The 18,495-nt window shown below is 70.0% G+C and carries 15 protein-coding genes; 10 read left to right on the forward strand and 5 right to left on the reverse strand.

From position 1 onward, the window contains the following. Positions 1 to 60: 60 nt before the first annotated feature. Positions 61 to 198, reverse strand: a complete 138-nt coding sequence (locus ACQPXS_RS08495) for a hypothetical protein (protein WP_433448480.1) — start codon at positions 196 to 198, stop codon at positions 61 to 63. A gap of 31 nt (positions 199 to 229) precedes the next feature. Beyond that, the gene (locus tag ACQPXS_RS08500; RefSeq protein WP_433448482.1) at positions 230 to 1,189 is read right to left on the reverse strand and encodes an amidohydrolase family protein; all 960 of its coding nucleotides are present in this window, start codon (positions 1,187 to 1,189) and stop codon (positions 230 to 232) included. A gap of 152 nt (positions 1,190 to 1,341) precedes the next feature. Here ACQPXS_RS08500 and ACQPXS_RS08505 point away from each other — a divergent pair, with 152 nt between their 5' ends. Next, complete coding sequence (locus ACQPXS_RS08505; RefSeq protein ID WP_433448484.1) at positions 1,342 to 2,106, forward strand: IclR family transcriptional regulator; 765 nt, start codon at positions 1,342 to 1,344, stop codon at positions 2,104 to 2,106. Positions 2,107 to 2,594: 488 nt separating this feature from the next. On the opposite strand, the gene ACQPXS_RS08510 is transcribed toward ACQPXS_RS08505, so the two are convergent. After that, positions 2,595 to 4,103: an MFS transporter gene (locus tag ACQPXS_RS08510; protein WP_433448486.1), complete on the reverse strand. Its 1,509-nt coding sequence runs from the start codon at positions 4,101 to 4,103 to the stop codon at positions 2,595 to 2,597. 395 nt (positions 4,104 to 4,498) lie between these two features. Beyond that, positions 4,499 to 5,152, reverse strand: coding sequence for a TetR/AcrR family transcriptional regulator (locus ACQPXS_RS08515; protein ID WP_433448488.1), 654 nt, complete (start codon positions 5,150 to 5,152; stop codon positions 4,499 to 4,501). Positions 5,153 to 5,393: 241 nt separating this feature from the next. Between ACQPXS_RS08515 and ACQPXS_RS08520 the strand changes: the two genes are divergently transcribed. The 3 genes from ACQPXS_RS08520 (at position 5,394) to ACQPXS_RS08530 (ending at position 10,581) form a co-directional block, all read left to right on the forward strand. Next, the gene (locus ACQPXS_RS08520) at positions 5,394 to 8,615 is read left to right on the forward strand and encodes a bifunctional cytochrome P450/NADPH--P450 reductase (RefSeq protein WP_433448490.1); all 3,222 of its coding nucleotides are present in this window, start codon (positions 5,394 to 5,396) and stop codon (positions 8,613 to 8,615) included. 160 nt (positions 8,616 to 8,775) lie between these two features. Continuing rightward, a complete protein-coding gene (locus ACQPXS_RS08525) occupies positions 8,776 to 9,822 on the forward strand; it encodes a zinc-binding dehydrogenase (protein ID WP_433448492.1) in 1,047 nt (348 codons plus the stop codon). 108 nt (positions 9,823 to 9,930) lie between these two features. Beyond that, a complete protein-coding gene (locus ACQPXS_RS08530; RefSeq protein WP_433448494.1) occupies positions 9,931 to 10,581 on the forward strand; it encodes a TetR/AcrR family transcriptional regulator in 651 nt (216 codons plus the stop codon). Here the strand turns inward: ACQPXS_RS08530 and ACQPXS_RS08535 are convergent. Next, positions 10,547 to 11,185, reverse strand: coding sequence for a TetR/AcrR family transcriptional regulator (locus ACQPXS_RS08535; protein WP_433448496.1), 639 nt, complete (start codon positions 11,183 to 11,185; stop codon positions 10,547 to 10,549). The genes ACQPXS_RS08530 and ACQPXS_RS08535 overlap by 35 nt on opposite strands. Positions 11,186 to 11,322: 137 nt before the next feature. Here ACQPXS_RS08535 and ACQPXS_RS08540 point away from each other — a divergent pair, with 137 nt between their 5' ends. From ACQPXS_RS08540 to ACQPXS_RS08565, 6 genes are all read left to right on the forward strand, one after another. Next, positions 11,323 to 12,468 (forward strand): VOC family protein, encoded by a 1,146-nt coding sequence (locus ACQPXS_RS08540; protein WP_433448498.1) that lies wholly within the window; start codon positions 11,323 to 11,325, stop codon positions 12,466 to 12,468. After that, on the forward strand, positions 12,465 to 13,403 hold the full coding sequence (locus tag ACQPXS_RS08545; protein WP_433448500.1) for a fumarylacetoacetate hydrolase family protein: 939 nt from the start codon (positions 12,465 to 12,467) through the stop codon (positions 13,401 to 13,403). Before ACQPXS_RS08540 ends, ACQPXS_RS08545 begins: the two co-directional genes overlap by 4 nt. Further along, a complete protein-coding gene (locus ACQPXS_RS08550) occupies positions 13,400 to 15,001 on the forward strand; it encodes a bifunctional 3-(3-hydroxy-phenyl)propionate/3-hydroxycinnamic acid hydroxylase (protein WP_433448502.1) in 1,602 nt (533 codons plus the stop codon). The genes ACQPXS_RS08545 and ACQPXS_RS08550 overlap by 4 nt, the downstream gene beginning before the upstream one ends. 16 nt (positions 15,002 to 15,017) lie before the next feature. Continuing rightward, a complete protein-coding gene (locus ACQPXS_RS08555; RefSeq protein ID WP_433448504.1) occupies positions 15,018 to 17,051 on the forward strand; it encodes an acetoacetate--CoA ligase in 2,034 nt (677 codons plus the stop codon). Continuing rightward, positions 17,048 to 17,395: a DoxX family protein gene (locus ACQPXS_RS08560; protein WP_433448506.1), complete on the forward strand. Its 348-nt coding sequence runs from the start codon at positions 17,048 to 17,050 to the stop codon at positions 17,393 to 17,395. Before ACQPXS_RS08555 ends, ACQPXS_RS08560 begins: the two co-directional genes overlap by 4 nt. Positions 17,396 to 17,467: 72 nt before the next feature. Beyond that, positions 17,468 to 18,172, forward strand: a complete 705-nt coding sequence (locus ACQPXS_RS08565; protein ID WP_433448508.1) for a hypothetical protein — start codon at positions 17,468 to 17,470, stop codon at positions 18,170 to 18,172. The last annotated feature ends 323 nt before the right edge of the window (positions 18,173 to 18,495 follow it).

Below are 18,495 nucleotides of genomic sequence, written 5' to 3' on the forward strand. Positions count from 1 at the left end.
ACGGAGCTCTGCGGTGAGCGGATGCGTCGACCACGAGCTCGGGGGCTCAAAGTGGTGAGGCTAGGTGCTGCTGGAGTCGGTGACCTCGCAGACCAGAACGCCGTGGCGGATCAGCCGCAGCTCCGCCGGCTGACGGCAGAGCCGCCCCAGCAACCCGGACCGCGGTGCTGCTGTAACGACCGCGGTCGTCAGACCCACTTGCTCACGACCGTTCCTTCAGGCCGGGCGGTCACCATGCGTCCGTGTCGAACAAGCGGCGGGCATTGCGCGTGGTGAGGTCCCGCCAGTTGACGGTGGCGGACGGCTGCACCGCGGAGTCGATGGAGGTGACCTGAGCGAGCACCGCGTCAATGGGCGTCCAGCAGTAGTCGCTGCCGTAGAGGAGACGCTCGGTGCCGAAGGCCGCGTCGAAGGCCGGGACCTGGCGCGGGAATGGCGTGCCGGCCATGTCGTACCAGAGTCGGCCGAGCTGCTCGACGGCGCTCGGCCCGTCGACGGCGCCACCGCCGACGTGGCTGCGGAAGAGTTCCATCCGGTCGGCGAGCAGCGGCAGCACACCTCCGCCGTGTGTCAAGATCCAGCGGATCCGCGGGCGGCGGGCGAGGACACCGCGCAAGAGCAGGTCGCTCGCAGTGCGGGCAGCGTCGAAGAGGAACTCCAGCATCGGCCGTGGCCGGCCCAGAGCAAGCTCGTCGGCGTGGGGCGCTGCCGTGGGGTGAACGAAGACGACGGCGCTGCGGCGGTCGAGCTCCTCCCAGAGCGGCTCGAACCGGGGGTCACCGAGGTAGAGGCCATGGTGGTTGGTTTCCACCACCACTCCGTCCGCACCGAGGACGTCGAGCGCGTGGGCGGCCTCGGCGAGCGAGCCCTCGACGTCCGGCAGGGGCAGGGAGGCGAAGAGACCGAACCGCTGCGGGTCCTCCGTGCGGACCCGGGCGCCGAACTCATTGACCTCACGTGCGAGGGCGCGGGCCTCGATGTCGTCCCCGAAGTGCACTCCGGGCGAGGAGATCGACAGGTAGGACTTGTCGATCCCTGAGCGTTTCATCATGTCGAGGTGCTCTTCGACGCCCCACGCGGGCCAGCCCGGCATCCCGTCGGGATGTTCGACACCTGCGGCTCGAGCCGCCGCCACATAGCTGTCGGTGACGAAGTGGGCGTGCACATCGATGAATCCGGTCGCGGCCATACAATTCTCCCTTTCTGCGGGGTCCCTGTCAGTGCCAGCCACCGTAGGAAGCGTGCCGTACATGGGCAGCGGTGATTCCGATGAATGAAATGGTGACCGCCGACGGTGGTCCCCCCAGGAGACGCGGGGGCAGGCCGGCTGAGGGACAACCGGTGATCGACCGGGCTTTCGCTCTGCTCGGCAGCTTCGACGGTGACCATCGTGCGCAGACGCTTGCCGAACTCGCACAGCGAAGCGGCATCCCCCGCAGCAGTGCTCTCCGGCTCGCCCGGTCTCTGATGAACGTGGGCGCTCTGGAACGCCTCGGCGACGGTCGATTCGTCGTGGGTCTTCGGCTGCTGGAGACCGCTTCCCTGGCCCCGCGCGGTCACGGACTGCGATCGGTGGCCATGCCGTTCATGGAGGATCTCTTCCACGTCACGCGTCAGCATGTCCTGCTCGCCGTGCGGGACCAGGGGGAGGCGCTGCTCGTCGAGCGGCTGTCAGCGCGAGATGCCAGCCCCGTGCGCTACCGCGTGGGGGGCCGCCTTCCTCTGGCATCCACCGGCGTAGGACTGGTGCTTCTCGCCTTCGCACCGCCGGCCGTCCAGGAGCAGGCCATCGCCGCCTATGCGCCGGAGCACGGCGACGACGACATCCGCACCCCCGCCGACCTGCGTCGCGTGCTGGCGGAGGTACGACGCGGCGATCACGCTGTCGGCCACCAGAACCGTCCATGGCAGGTGAGCACCGTGGCCGCGCCGGTACGTGACGGCGGCGAGGTGGTCGCGGCGTTGTCGGTCGTGGCGCCCGGCACCGGTTCGCCGAACCCGGGGTACGGACCGGCCGTGCGCGCGACGGCGCGTGCGATTTCCCGCCGCCTCGTCGAGGACGGTGGTCGGACCGTGCAAGTCGAAGCTGCAGACGGGCACCGGTAGCGCCGGGCCGCCCGCGCCGGCTGCCGTTGTGCGTCCCGCAGCTCTCCGGCTGGGAGGATCAGTCGGTGCGTCTCAACAGTTCCCATGCGACCGGTGCCTGGGCCATGAGGGTCAGCATCCAACAGCTCTTGTCACAGGGGAGATCCCCCGGCATGGGACATGATCGGGGACGACCTGTTGGCGGTCGCCCGTGCCGATGCTGCCCCCTGCACCCGGGCTCTCATCGGCGATGTCCGTAGCCATGGGCTGCCCATGTAGCGCGATCACCAGCAGCCCGCGCCCCGCGCGCTGCTCCAAGAGGCGGTCTTCCGGCAGACCTCGCGCAGCCATACGCCTTTTTACGCCTTCTTCAGCCGCACATGCCTCCGCGTCAGTTCCTGTCGGGTCGGTACGGCTCTCGGCATTTCATGTGCGCGCAGAGGCGAGTACTGTCCATTTGTCCGGCCCCGGGGGTGAGGGGTGAACCCCTCAGGTAGCCACCTGTCCTGCTACATGTGCACGACAGGTGTCGCGTTCTCGTTCTGCTGGGGCACGCCCCGGCGGTAGAGCAGGGCGGTGACGACCAGGCCGGTGACGAAGACGGCCGCCGACCACCAGTAGGCCGTGGAGTAGCCCGCGAGGCCGGCCTGGGCCAGGACGCCGGGGTTCTTGGGATTGCGGCCGGAGAGGTAGCCGGTGGCTGCGTCGGATGCCATCGTGCTGAGCAGGGCGATGCCGATGGAGCCGCCGATCTGCTGCAGGGTGTTGACAGCGGCCGACGCAACGCCGGCATCGGTTGTCTCCACGCCGGAGGTCGCCAGGCTCATGGCGGGCGCGATGACCGTGCCCAGCCCGATGCCGACGAGCACCAGTTGGGGCAGTACCTGCGTCACGTATCCGCTGTTCAGGTCCAGCTTGGTCATCCATATCAGCCCGGCGGCCGCAATGGTCATGCCCAGCGGGACCACCGGCTTCGGTCCTATTCGCGCCATCAGGACATTGTTGGCCACGGCGGAGGCGGACGACGAGGCCACGATCAGGGGCAGGAAGGCGAAGCCGGTGTTCAGGGCGCTGTAGCCGAGGCTCTGCTGCAGGTAGTAGGTCAGGAACAGGAACACGCCGAACATGCCCGCGCCGGTGACGAAGAGGGCGGCGAAGGAGGCGCCGCGGTTGCGGTCCAGCAGGACTCGCAGGGGCAGCAGCGGATACGTCGCCCTGTTCTGCCACCACACGAAGACGGCCACCAGTACGGCACCGGTCGCCAGCATGCCCCACGTTGCCGGCGAACCCCAGCCGTGCGTCTCGGCGTTCGAGAATCCGTAGACCAGGCAGAACAGGCCGATGGAGGCCAGCAGGGTGCCGGGTACGTCGAGCCTGGAGGACGTGTCGCGCGGGGTGCGGTGCAGCAGGGCTGCCCCACCGACGAACGCCACCACCGCGAAGATCACGTTGACGTACATGGTCCAGCGCCAGTCCAGGTACTGGGTCAGCACGCCGCCGAGGATCAGGCCGATGGCTCCGCCGGCGCCGGCGACCGAGCCTGCGACGGTGAAGGCCCTGGCCCGTTCGCGCGGATCGGTGAAGGTGGTCATCAGGACCGAGAGGGCGGACGGGGCCAGCAGCGCGGCGAACAGCCCCTGCACGGCGCGCGCGATGACGAGCTGGGCGAAACCGCTCGCCGCGCCTGCCACCATGGAAGCGGCCGCGAAGCCGGCCAGTCCCACCAGGAAGGTCACCTTCTGACCGGCCAGGTCCGCGATGCGGCCGCCGAGCAGCAGCAGGCTGCCGAAGGCCAGCGCGTAGGCGGTGACCACCCACTGCCGGTCGGCGTCGGAGAAGCCGAGGTCGTGCTGGGCGGACGGCAGGGCGATGTTCACGATGGTGCCGTCGAGGACACCCATCAGCATGGACAGCGAAATGACCAGCAGAATCCACCAGCGCCGCTGGTGCGACAGCTCGGGCACAATCTCAGGTGCGGTCTCGGCGCCGCGAGCAGCGGCGGCGGCGTTCTGGGACATGGGGGTAGTCCTCCGGACAGCAGGTGGGGGGATGGCGGAAGAGAGACAGGAACCGATCGAGATCAGGTACGGCTCGTCCGGCACGGGGCGCCACCTCGCGCTCACGGCAGTGGTACTCGGCGGCATGGCCGCCCGGGTGAACGGATGGGTGATACAGCCCGACGAGGCCGGCGATCTCCCGCTCGGGGAGGGAGATCGGAAACAAGCCGACGACCATGGTCATTTCACGGGTCGGCGTCATACGGCTGCCGTGCAGAGGCTGTGGAACCACCCCGCCGGGCGGTGTTCCCCGATGTGACGAGGGGTGGCTCCCACATGTCGCAGCCTGAGATCGCCCGACCGAGGGCGCGACTCAGGGGCCGGTGCCTGGGGCGCAGTGCCTCAGAAGGTGTGGCTCAAAGGCCGGCGTCCCGGCCGCCACGATCGCCGGTGAGCCGGCTTTCCAGACCCGTGATCAGCGTGTCCATCACGAGGCGGAACATGTGGTCCTGGTCAGGACCTTCAGGGGCTACGTCCGCAGAGTCAGGGTCCGCGTCCCCGTCACCGTCGCCACCATCGTCAAAGCCGGGGGGCTTGAGGGTCGACCACTTGTGGAGCGAGCCGTTGAGTTCGGCGGCGAGGACACCGATGACGACGGCGACCATCACCGCCGCGATCTCCGAGACCTCTGACTGCGGAACCCCGGCAGCCTCCACGATCGCGATGAGCGCGGTCCAGAACGGGTCCTCGGGCTGGATGAAGTCGGGCTGATGGCTGAACGAGTAGGCCATCAGTTCGGGGTGACGGTGCGCCAGGGTCCGGAAGTCCGTTGCAAGCAGGCGGATGCGCTCCTGCCAGGGAGCGTCCTCCAGCGTCACGGTGCGGAACTGGGCGCCGACCATTCTTGTCACGCCACGCAGCACCGCTTCCTTGTTCGGCACGTGGTGGTACAGCGACATCGGGTTCGCGTCGAGCTCGGTGGCGAGTTTGCGCATGGTGAGCGCCTCGACACCGTCCGCGTCGATCAGCCGCAGGGCGGCGGCATAGATTCCGGCCTCGGTCAGAGGCACGTCTCTCTTCCTTGTCCCCCGCGGGGGACGCCTCGGTTTTTCCATACCACGTATGGTACCAGTTCCGTACGCCGTATGGAAATGACCTGAATCACAGCACCCACCGGGGCAGCCAGGCTTGCTTCACATTTCCATACGTCGTACGGTACCAATTCCATACGGCGTATGTTTCCGTACGGCGCCACGGCATCGCCTGAGCAGCGCGCCCTTGCCCATCCCCCTCCACGCAGAGGAGCAAGTCATGACCACGCACTCCGCGAACGACCTTCGCCCCATCCGGTCCCCGCGTGGGATCCCCCTCCTCGGCAACACGCCGCAGATCCCCGACACCAACCCGGTGGAGTACTTCGCCGAGCTGTCCAAGCAGTTCCCCGAGGGCATCTACGGCTTGGACATCGCCGGTGTCGAGCAGATCTTCGTCTACGACCCGGACCTGGTGGCCGAGGTCTCCGACGAGACGCGGTTCTTCAAGCAGATCGAGAAGACGCCGCTGCAGCATGTCCGGGACTTCGCGGGCGCGGGCCTGTTCACGGCCCACCAGCACGAGGAGGAATGGGGCATGGCGCACCGGATCCTCCTGCCGGCGTTCAGTCAGCGGGCCATGAGGAACTACTTCGGGCAGATGCTGGAGATCGCCCAGAACCTGGCGGGCAAGTGGGAGCGCAAGGAGGGTCAGTCGGTCAACATCACCGACGACTACACCCGGCTGACGCTGGACACGATCGCCCTGTCGGGGTTCGGCTACCGGTTCGACTCCTTCGAGAAGGAGGAGCTGCACCCCTTCCTCAACGCGCTGTTGGGCGCGCTGGTGGAGTCGCTGCGGCGCTCGCAGGAGCTGCCGATGATGACCAAGCTGCGCAAGGCCGATGCCAAGAAGTACGGCGAGAACGTCCGGCTGATGCAGGAGCTGGTCGAGAGCGTGATCAAGGAGCGCCGCGAGGGGAAGGGCGGTGGTGAGGAGGACCTGCTGGGCCTGATGCTGGAGGCCACCGACCCGGAGACCGGCAAGCGGCTGTACGACGACAACGTGCGCGACCAGGTGCTGACGTTCCTGATCGCCGGTCACGAGACCACCAGCGGTCTGCTGTCGTTCGCCACGTACTCGCTGATGCGCAACCCGCACGTGCTGGCCCAGGCCTACGCCGAGGTGGACCGGCTGATGCCCGGTGACACGGTCCCGGACTATGACACGATCATGCAGCTGGACGTCATCCCGCGGATCCTGGACGAGACCCTGCGCCTGTGGGCTCCCATCCCGTCGTTCGGCAAGACGGCGCGGGAGGACACCGTCATCGGCGGCCACTACGAGCTGAAGAAGGGTGCGAAGGTCCTCATCCTGGAGGGCCCGCTGCACACCCACCCCAAGGCGTGGGAGCGGCCGGACGAGTTCGACATCGATCGCTGGCTGCCGGAGAACCGCGTCCAGCAGCACCCGCACGCCTACAAGCCGTTCGGCAACGGCATACGCGCCTGCATCGGCCGCCAGTTCGCGCTCGTCGAGGCCCGCCTGGCCCTGGCGCTGGTGCTGCAGAAGTTCAAGTTCTCCGACACCAGCGACTACAAGATGGACCCCCGGGAGGCGCTGACGCGCAAGCCCGGCAACTTCGAGCTGATCGTCCGCCGTCGTCAGGAGCACGAGCGGACCGTCTTCGGCGCCGCGGACGTGCAGACCGGCGACACGCAGGCGCAGGCAGCGGTCAGCGGTGTCGGGGTGAACCTGACCGTCGCCTACGGCTCCAGCCTCGGCTCGTGCGAGGACCTGGCGCGCACCATCGCCGACCGCAGTGAGCGCTCCGGCTTCGGCACCACGCTGGTGAGCCTGGACGAGCTGGGTGACAACCTGCCCACCGAGGGCCTGCTGGTGGTCGTCGCCGCCAGCTACAACGGCAAGGCCCCCGACAACGCCCAGCGCTTCGACGACCTGCTCGCCGCCGGACTGCCCGAAGGCTCCCTGAGCAACGTGCGCTACGCCCTGCTCGGCGCGGGCAACACGCAGTGGGTGGCCACCTACCAGGCGTTCCCCAAGCGGATCGAGGAAGGTCTGCTGGCCGCCGGCGCAACCCCCATCGTCGAGCGCGGCATCGCGGACGCCGCCGGTGACTTCGACGGCATGGCCACGCGGTGGATGGACAACCTGTGGGCGACCCTGGCCGAGGAGTACGCCGCCGACACTTCCCAGGCGAGCGGCCCGCGCTACCAGGTCCAGCTGCTCACCGAGTCCGACGTGCGCCCCGCCATCGTCTCCGAGCAGGCCTACCCGCTCACCGTGGTCGCCAACGACGAGCTCGTGGCCGACGCGACCGGCCTGTGGGACTTCGCCATCGAGCCGCCGCGCCCGTCCGCGAAGTCCATCACCTTCGAGCTGCCCGAGGGCGTCACCTACGACACCGGCAACCACCTGGCCGTCTTCGCCAAGAACGAACTCGCCCTGGTGGAGCGCGCACTGAGGCGGCTCGGCGTCGACTACGACCAGGTGCTCCGGCTCGACCAGCCGGCCGGTGGCCGCACCCACCTGCCGGTCGGCACCCCGGTCACCGCCGGCATCCTGCTCACCGAGTTCCTGGAGCTGCAGGACGTGGCCACCCGGTCCCAGATCCAGACGCTCGCCGAGTACACCGAGTGCCCGTGGACCCGGCCGCAGCTCCAGGCGTACATCGCCGAAACGGAGGAGGCCGAGGAGCGCTACAGCAAGGAGATCCTCGGCAAGCGCATCTCGGTGCTGGGCCTGCTGGAGCGCTTCCCGGCCGTCGAGCTGCCGCTGGCGGTCTTCCTGGAGATGATGGGCCCCATCCGCCCGCGCTTCTACTCCATCTCCTCCGCCCCGTCGGCCAACCCGCGCCATGTGCGCCTGACCGTCGGCCTGCTGGAGGGCCCGGCCCTGTCCGGCGACGGCCAGTACCGCGGCACCTGCTCCTCCTACATCGCGGGCCTCGAGCCCGGTGACGTCGTCTACGGCTACGTGCGCGTGCCCTCCCCCACCTTCGCCCCGCCCGCCGACCCCGCCACGCCACTGATCCTCATCGGCCCCGGCACCGGCATCGCACCGCTGCGCGGCTTCCTGGAGGAGCGGGCGACACAGCACGCGAACGGCACCCAGGTCGGCCTGTCCCAGGTGTTCGTCGGCTGCCGCCACCCGGAGCACGACTACTTCTACCGCCAGGAGATGCAGGACTGGGAGCAGGCCGGCATCGCCCAGATCCACACCGCCTACTCCGCGGTCACCGGCCACCCGGCCCGGTTCGTGCAGAACGCCATCGCCCATGCCGCCGACGCGGTGTGGCAGACCATCGAGCACGGCGCGTACATCTACGTCTGCGGTGACGGCCGCCGCATGGCCCCCGCCGTCCGCGAGGCCCTCGCCGCCATCCACCGCCAGAAGACCGGCAGCGACGACGAGACCGCCCAGCAGTGGCTCGCCCAGCTCGAAGCGGACGAGCGCTACCAGCAGGACGTCTTCGCCTGACCGTCGCACGCCGTCAAGGCGCGCTGACCCCCAGCCGCCGGAAGGCGTGCGGACGTCCTGCCTCCCCCGCACGCCTCCCGGCCCCACCAGCCATTCAGACACCCCATGGCACCCATGGCCCGAACCACCGGGCCGTGCCGCTCACAGAAAGCAAATCACCATGGACACCATGCTCGCCGGACGCTTCCACCTGGACAGCAAGAAGTTCGCCGTGGAAGAGGTCCCGATCCCCGTGCCGGGCCCGGGCGAGGTCCTCATCGAGGTCAAGGCCGCCGGCGTCTGCCTCTCCGACGTCCACCTCCTCGACGGCTCCCTCGTCCCGCTGTTCGCCACCTCCGACACCATCACCGTCGGCCACGAGGTCTCCGGCGTCATCCACACGCACGGCCCCGACCTCAAGCGCGGCCTGCCCGTCGGCACCCGCGTCACCCTGGAGGCCGGCAAGACCTGCGGCACGTGCGCCGGATGCGTGCGCCACCGCCCCTGCACCCAGATGCTCACCGCCGGCATCGACTACGACGGCGGCTGGGCCGAGTACGTGATCGCCCGCGAGGACACCCTCATCCCCATCCCCGACAGCCTCCCCTTCGACCAGGCCGCGATCATCCCCGACGCGGTCTCCACCCCCTACGCCGCCGTCGTCGCCACCGCGGGCGTCCGTGCCGCCCAGTCCGTCGGCGTCTGGGGCGTGGGCGGAGTCGGCGCGCACAACGTACGCCTCGCCCGCCTGGTCGGCGCCGCCCCGATCATCGCCGTCGACCCCCTGCCCAGCGCCCGCGAGCGCGCCCTCGCCTTCGGCGCCGACCTCGCGCTCGACCCGGCAGCCCCCGACTTCGCCGACCAGGTCCACGCAGCCACCGGCGGACGCGGCCTCGACTTCGCCTTCGACTGCGCCGGCGTCCCCGCCGTCCGCGACCAGGCCGCCTCCGTACTCGGCCTCGGCGGCTCCCTCATCCTGGTCGGCATCACACCCCGGCCGCTCACCATCACCGAGGGCCTGACCTTCAACTACCTGCAGAAGCAGGTCCGCGGCCACTACGGCGGCTTCCCCGAGTCCGTCACCGAGCTGGTACAGCTGACCGCGACCGGCCGCCTCGACCTGGCCCCCTCCATCACCGACCACATCCCGCTCATCGAAGCCGCCGACGCCGTCCACCGACTGGAGAACAAGATCGGCGACCCCATCCGCCTCATCCTCGTCCCCTGACGCCCGTCAGCAGGACCACAGACCACCCTGGGCAGGGGTGAGTGGGCGCCGGTGCGTGAGGGAACACCGGCGCCCACGGCTTTCCGGCAACCGTGAAGAGACAAAACCATGCAGACGACCGACACCCCGGGCCGTACTGTGCAGCGCAGGGATGCTCACTCCAACCGCCGACGCATCCTCGCGACCGCCCGGCGGAAACTGCGGGAGGACCCGGACGCGAGTCTCGACAGCATCTCTCAGGCGGCCGGCGTCGCCCGGCGCACCCTCTACGGACACTTCCCCAGCCGGCATGCGCTGATCGCCGACCTGACACAGGAAGCAGGCCGTGAACTCCGGCAGGCGTTCGCCAGAGCCCGTACCGCGGATGCCGACCCGGTCGAGGCGATGACACGGATGGTGCTGGCGGCATGGACGGTGGGCGACCACTACCGCATGCTCATCACCTTGGGACGGCGCCATCTGGGAGAGGACGAGATCCGCACCACCCTGGCACCGGCCCGCGCAGAAGCCGTCGCAACCCTACGGCGCGGTCAGCGCGAAGGCGTCTTCGCGGACCACCTTCCAGCACCCGTGCTCGCCCAAGCACTGGAGGCACTCATGCTGGCCCTCGCCGAGGAGAACGCCGCATGCCCGTGGGCGGACCCCACTGGTGAGGCCGCGGCAACCGCGTTCCTCGTCGCCGCCGGCGTAGCACCACAGAGGGCCGCGCTTCAGGTGCAGGAGGTCATCGGGCGAGTTCGGGCAGCGGGCGACGGGTGACCTCGTGGGCGTCGTCCGCAGCGAGGCCGAGCATGCGCAGGACCATCTCGGCCAGGTCGGAGGCGGCCTCGTCGCCGTCCAGGTCCGGGCGGTCCAGCCGCAGAGCCACCAGGGACAGCAGGGTGCCGCCCAGGGCGGACAGGGCGGTGGTGGCGTTGCCGCAGGAGAAACGGCCCGAGGCGATGCCGATCTCCAGGTCGCGCAGGGCACGTGGGGCGAGGCCGCGGTCGGAGTGGATGTGGGCCAAGCCGCGGTCGCGCAGGATCCGCATGAGTTCCGGATGGGAGTCGGCCATCCGGGCGGTGAGCCGGAAGCCGGCCGCGACCAGCTCGGCGGGGTCGTCGATGCCTTCCACGCGCGCGTCGATGACCTGCCCGAACTCCTCCAGGGCGTCCGTCACCGCCGCGTCGAACAGCTCCGTCTTCGACTCGAAGTGGTTGTAGAAGGACCCGAAGCCGACATCGGCGCGCTCGGCGATGGCCTGGATGCTCACGCTCGTGTCCCCGGTTTCCGCGAGGATCTGCCGGGCCGCGCGGACGAGCGCCTGGCGGGTCTCGGCACGGCGTCGCTCGAAGCGGTTCTTGGGCGGGGCTGACGTCGGCATGCGGCCAGTGTAACCGTCGCAACGATGACGCTGCCATTACTGATGAGATCCTCAATTATTTGGGCTGTGCCTATTGACGACGAGAAACAGCAGAGTTGATGATTTCCTCATTACGGCAGTGTTGCTTGGAGGACACCATGTCCCACATCCCCGTTAACAAGGGCGGTCCTCTGACGCCCCACCAAGACCTCCACAGTGAGCAGGGCGCCCTACGCGGTGAACACCCCGGACGAGCCCGGAATCCCCTGATCAAAGTGGCGGACCTGGCCTGGCTGGAGTTCGAGAAGCCGGACCTGGACCGGGCCGAGGTGTTCGCCCGTGACTTCGGCTTCGCGATCGCCGCCCGCACCGATCACGAGCTGTGGCTGCGCGGCACGTTCGCGGGCTCGCCCTGCATGGTCATCCGGCGTGGGCGGGCGTCCCGCTTCCTCGGGCCGGCGTTCCGCGCGGCCGAGCGGGCCGATGTGGACCGGCTGGCCGCCGCCGTCGGACACACCGTCCGGGACATCGACGTCCCCGGCGGCGGCCGGTCGGTCGCCCTGTTCGATCCCTCGGGACTCCCGGTCCGGGTGGTGCACTGCGCCGAACCGCTGCCCGCGCTGCCCGGGCAGCAGCCGCTGATCCTCAACACCGGCATCGAAGGCCGTCGTACGAACACCACCCAGCGCCCGCCCCGTGAGCCGTCCCGCATCCAGCGCCTCGGCCACGTGGTGCTGGAGACACGGACGTTCACCCGCACCCTGGACTGGTACCTGGACACCCTTGGCATGATCGTGTCCGACTTCCTGTTCCTGGACGGGCAGCGCCAGCGCGGGCCGACCATGGCGTTCATCCGCTGCGACCAGGGCAGCCTGCCCGTGGACCACCACACCCTCGCCCTGCACCTCGGGCCGGGCACCGGCTACGTCCACTCCGCCTACCAGGTCACCGACCTCGACGCGATCGCCGCCGGCGGCGAGTACCTGGCCGAGCGCGGCTACAAGCGCAGCTGGGGCATCGGCCGGCACATCCAGGGCAGCCAGCTCTTCGACTACTGGCGCGACCCCGACCACTTCATGCTGGAGCACTTCGCCGACGGCGACCTGTTCTCCTGCGACCTCGAACCCGGCTGGGCGCCTATGTCGGCGAGCGGCCTCGCGCAGTGGGGACCGCCGGTCACCCGCGACTTCCTGGGCGCCAGCCCCTCACCCGCCAAGCTCCGCGAGGTCATGACGGCCCTGCGTGGCGACAACGAACTCGACCCCGCACGCCTGCTGGGCCTGATGAAAGCGATGAGCTCATGAGCACCAACGTGCTGCGCACCCCCGACGGCTGGTGGGCCGTCCGAAACGAGCGCGCCGTCCGCATCGAGACCAAGGCGGTCACCACCGCCGAACTGCTCGCCGACCGGGCCGCCGTCCGGGAGGCCGCCGCCTCCGGCGAGAGCGGCACGCCGGTCGCCGACCTGGTGGCGCTGCCCCCGGTCACCACCCCCTGCCGGGTGGTCGCCCAGATGGTCAACTACCGCAGCCACGCCAAGGATTCGGGCTTCACGGGCGACATACCGCCCACCTTCTTCCGCAAGGCGTCCGGCTCGGTCAGCGGCCCGCACGACACGATCGTCCGCCCGGCACACGTGAACTTCCTCGACTACGAAGTCGAACTCGGCCTCGTCATGGGCGCGACGCTTCCGGTGGGCACAGTCGTGAAGGAGCAGGACCTTCCTTCGTACGTCGCCGGGCTCGTCCTCACCAACGACGTCAGCGCCCGCGACGTCCAGCTGACCAAGACCCAGTTCTACGAGAGCAAGTCCTACCCCACCTTCACACCGACGGGCCCGTACCTGGCCCTGCTGGAGCCGGAGGACTTCGACCGTCTGATCGACCTGCGACTGCGGCTGTCGGTCAACGGTGTAACGCGTCAGGACCGCACCCTGGCCGACATGATCGTGCGGCCCGCGCAGGCGCTCACCCTGCTCGCCCGTTTCCAGACCCTCGACCCGGGCGACCTGCTGCTGACCGGTACGCCCGGCGGTACCGCCCTGAAGGCCCCGCCCAAGCCGGTCGAGAAGATCGCCGCGCTGCTGCCGCCCGCGCTGAAGTGGAAGGCGTTCTTCAACGGCCAGGCCAGGAACCCCCTGTACCTGCGCGACGGCGACCTCGTCACCGCCACGATCGCCACCCCCGACGGGCGGATCGACCTGGGCGAGCAGCGGACCGCTGTGGCGGACGCGAGGTGAGCGCCGCAGCGAGGAGGCCGGTGGTCATCATCGGTGCCGGACCCGTGGGCGTCACGGCCGCGCTCCTGCTCGCCCGGTACGGGGTGCGCAGCCTGCTTCTCGAACGTCACCGGGACGTCTACCCGCTGCCGCGTGCCGTCGTCGTGGACGACGAGGTTCGCCGGATCCTGCAGAGCGTCGGCGTCCACGAGGAGTTCGCCGCCCTCGCCCGACCGGCGCCCGGGTTGCGGCTGCTGGACGCCCGGCGTCGCGTGATCGCCGAGTTCCCGCGGTCCCTGCACGGACACCACGGCTTCCCCCAGACCAGCATGTTCGACCAGCCGGAGCTGGAACGGCTGCTGCGCGACGCCCTGGCCCGTCGCCCCGAGTGTGAGCTGCAGGGCGGGGTGGAGGTCGTGTCCGTCAGCCAGGACACCGACGGAACGGCTCCGGTCCGGGTCACCTTCCGCCGCGACGGCAGCGACGAGGACGAGCACGTGTGGGCCGATGCGGTGCTCGGCTGCGACGGCGCCGGCAGCCTCACCCGCGACGCCATCGGCGCCGTGTGGGAGGACCTGCACTTCGAGGAGAGCTGGCGGGTCATCGACGTACGCACCAGCCTCCCGGTGCGCACCTGGGAAGGCGCCGAGCAGATCTGCTGCCCCACCCGGCCGGCCACCTTCATGCGAGTCGGCGAGGACCGCTACCGCTGGGAGTTCCGGCTGGCCGAGGGTGAGCCCTTGGACGGCCCGGAAGGGCTGGAGCAGCTGCACGAGCTGGTCGCCCCCTGGGTCGACCTGCCGTCCGCCGCCCACGAGGGCGACGACTTCGAGGTGATCCGGCAGGCGCGGTACACCTTCCGGGCCCGTCTCGCCGACCGGTGGCGCCGGGGACGCGTCTTCCTGCTGGGCGACGCGGCCCACCTCACCCCGCCCTTCATCGGGCAGGGCCTGTGCGCGGGCCTGCGCGACGCCCGCAACCTCACCTGGAAACTCGCCCGCGTCCTCCAGCAGGGCGCGGACGACCGGTTGCTGGACACCTACGAGCAGGAGCGCAAGCCGCACGCCCGCCATGTGATCCGCCTCGCGGTCGCCGTCGGCTGGGCCATGACCGGCGGACAGGACCGCGGAGCGGCCATCCGCCGGGCCGTCGTGGGCGCGGTATGCCGCATCCCCGGCGTGACCGCGGCGGTGAGCCGCGACCTCAGTCCCGCGCTGACCGCCAATCCGCTGGTACGACGCCGCCCCCGGCTGACCGGCCGTTCCCTGGCCGGCACCTTCTGCCCACAACCCTGGGTGCTGTACGACGGCAGGCGAGAGCGCCTCGACGACATCCTCGGGGACTCCTTCGCCCTCCTGACCGCTGTGCCTCCCACCCCGCGCATGACGGGCGTGGCCACGGCCCTGGACGCCTCCGTGATCCATGTCGGCGACCTGGACGACGACGGCACCCTGGCCGCCTGGCTGGCACGCGGCCGGGCCGACGCCGCCCTGCTGCGCCCCGACCGCGTCGTACTGGACACCGTCCCCACCGGCACCGGCCACTTCACCGACGCCGCCGCCTGGGCTCCCCTGCTGCACACGGCCCGCCGCCCCGCCGAAGCCCCGCCCGCACCCTGACGAGGAACACCAGACCATGACCACCCCGCACGCCACGCCTTGTCCGGAGCCCTTCCTTCCGCCCGACCCCCAAGCGGCCGCCGGCAGCCGCATCGCGGACTTCGCCCGCTGGGCCGCCCGGCACCAGGGCGCCGACGGCATCCAGGACCCCACCGACTACCAGGCCCTGCACCACTGGTCCGTCACCGACCTGGAAGGCTTCTGGGCCGCGGTCTGGGAATACTTCGACATCGAGGCGACCACACCGTACGAGCGGGTGCTGGCCGAGGAGACCATGCCCGGCGCCCGCTGGTTCCCCGGCGCCACCCTCAACTACGCCCACCACGCGCTGCGCACCCTGCACCCGGACGCACCCGCGATCACCGCGCTGGACGAGACCGGAGCCGCCTACGAGATCACGGGCCGACAGCTGCGCGCCCAGGTCGCCTCCGTCGCCGCCACCCTGCGCGACCTGGGCGTCGGACAGGGCGACAGGGTGGTCGGCTACCTGCCCAACACCCCCCACGCCGTCATCGCCTTCCTCGCCACGGCCAGCCTGGGCGCGGTGTGGTCGGTGTGCGGCCAGGACTACGCGCCCAAGGCCGCCGCCGACCGCTTCGCCCAGCTCGAACCCACGGTGCTCATCACGGCGGACGGCTACCTCTTCAACGGCACCCGCCACGACCGCCGCGCCGCTTCCCTCGAACTGGCCGACGCCCTTCCCACGCTCAAGGCCACCGTTGTCGTGGATCACCTGGGCCTTGCGTGGTCCGAGACCCGGGCCGCGGGCCTGACGGTTCCCTGGGAGGACGCGGCCGGCCGCACCGAGTACCTCGGGATCACTCCGGTGCCGTTCGACCACCCGCTGTGGATCGTCTTCTCCTCCGGCACCACCGGCCTGCCCAAGGGCATTGTCCACGGCCACGGCGGCGTCCTGCTGGAGCACCTCAAGACCCTGGGCCTGCACAGCGACCTGGGCGTCGGCGACCGCCTGCTGTGGTACACCACCACCCACTGGATGATGTGGAACCTCGTCGTCTCCACCCTGCTGACCGGCGCCACCACCTGCACCTACGACGGCAGCCCCGCGCCGGTGACGCGCCCGGACGTCCTGTGGGAGCTGGCTGCCCGCCACAAGGTCACCGTCTTCGGCACCAGCCCCCAGTACCTGCTGGCCATGGCCAAGCTGGGCATCGAACCCTCCGTGCACGACCTGGCGGCCGTCCGCGCCATCGGCAGCACCGGCTCCACCCTGCCCGCATCCGCCTACCACTGGGTCCGCGACCACGTCGGCGCAGGCATCCAGTTGGCCTCCACCAGCGGCGGTACCGACGTCGTCTCCGCCTTCGCCGGCAGCGCCCCCACCACCCCGGTGTGGGCGGGTGAGCTGTCGGCTCCCAACCTCGGCGTGGCGCTCGCGGCGTACGACGGCGCGGGACGGCCGGTCGTCGACCAGGTCGGCGAACTGGTCGTCACCCGCCCGATGCCCTCCATGCCGCTGTACTTCTGGAACGACCCCGACGGCAGCCGCTACCGCGACGCCTACTTCAGCGCCTACCCGGGCGTGTGGCGGCACGGCGACTGGATCACGCTCACCGGTCACGGCTCGGTGATCATCCACGGCCGCTCCGACGCCACCCTCAACCGCAACGGCGTGCGCCTGGGCAGCGCCGACATCCACGACATCGTCGAACGCCTCCCCGAGATCACCGAGGCTCTCGTCATCGGCGCGGAGGAACCCGACGGCGGCTACTGGATGCCGCTCTTCCTCGTCCTCGCGGACGGGAACGTCCTGGACGATGCCCTGCGCGAGAAGATCCGCGACGCGATCCGCACCGGCGCCTCACCCCGCCACGTCCCCGACGAGATCCTCGCCGTACCGGCCATCCCGCACACCAGAACCGGCAAGAAACTCGAGGTCCCGGTCAAGCGCCTGCTGCAGGGCGCCCCTGCCGAGGAGGTCCTCAACCCTTCGGCGGTCGACAACCCGGACCTCGTCGCCTACTTCGCCGGCCTGGGAGCCGAACGCCGCCAGGCCCGTCGTCCGCACACCCCCGAGGGCGTCTCGTGATCCTCTCCGCCTCGCTGACCTGTCTCATCGCGTTGATCTTCACCCTGCTGGGCGTGGCCAAGATCCTGGCCCTGGGTCCGATGCCCGATCTCGCCGCCCACGCCGGCTTCACCACCGCGGCCTACCGGGTCATCGGCGGCCTGGAGCTGGCGGGCGCCATCGGCGTGGCCCTCGGCCCGGTCGTACCGCTGTGCGGCGGGCTGGCCGGCATTGGACTGCTGATGCTGCTCGCCGGTGCCGTGACCACGCACGTACGCAAGGGCGACGGGCTGACCAAACTCCTCCCCGCGGTGACATGCGCGGCCCTGGTCGCCTGGTATCTCGTACTCCTCGCCGGCCTCTGACCCGTTCCGGGAGACTGTCGGCGGCCACTCGTCCTGTTAGCGAGCCCACGGCGGGGCTGGCAGACTGACTCTGTGGTTCCGCTGACGGTCGCGGCGGATCAGATCGCGTCCTCATCGCTTACCGGCGCCAGTGTGGTATCAGTCTGCGCACTGCTCTTCACCGTCGCGTCGTTCTGGTGGCTCAACGCCCGACAGGGACGCCTGCAGGCGTGGGAACCTCATTCCTTCGCGGCGATCGTCCACGGTTCCACGGCACGCCTACGACTGCCTCTCGTCCTGCACAACACCGGTCCCAAGCCGATCGTCGTGCAGGACCTCATCCTGACCTTCCCTGATGAGCCCGCCTCTCATCTACCCCTCCTGTGGGTGTCCTCGCCTTCCCGGCTCCAACCGGGGCCTGACGAGGAGGCGAAGCTGCCCGCCGGATTCGTCGTGCCCGGCAGAGAAGCGCAACAGCTCTTCCTCGAGTTCGAGGCACCGTTTTCCGGATTCCTCCCGGAGGCCCGTGACTACAAGGCCCAGATACAGGTGCGGGTCGGCCACCGCAAGGGTTGGCGGCCCCTGCTGACGTTCAGCTTGAGGGCCGCCAACATCATCGATCCAGATCGCTACACCGTTTACAACAACGCACCGGTCGAGCTGACGAAGGAAGACCAGAAAAGAGCGGATGCCGCACTCCTTGAGTTGTTGCAAGAGCAAGAGGACGACTCGGCGCCGGGCGGCAGGAGACCGCGGCGTTCTTCCCATGACGACGGCGACGCCGACACGAGCCGCTGACGCAGCACCTGCCGGCCGAGCAACGCTCCTGCTGCGATCAGGAGATCGCGGTTCCTGCGGTCACGCCGACAGGTCGGCCCGCGGGAGGAGCGCCCGGAACAACGCCCGACAGCCCTGCGACAGCTGGGACGGTTGGCGCAGCAGATTGAATGCCTCCGCTCAGTTCGGCGACAGCGTCCCTTCTTTGGGTGCTGCAGAGCATGCGCCAGCCACTGCTGGGAAGTGGCGAGGTCCTGCATCCGGGAGCCGATGGATGCACGGACCAGGTGGCACGGGTGAGGAGGGTCGCGGCGGTCAGCCCGGTGGGCGCGGCACCGATGAAC

Source organism: Streptomyces sp. CA-142005 (assembly GCF_050942335.1).
Taxonomy (GTDB): domain Bacteria; phylum Actinomycetota; class Actinomycetes; order Streptomycetales; family Streptomycetaceae; genus Streptomyces.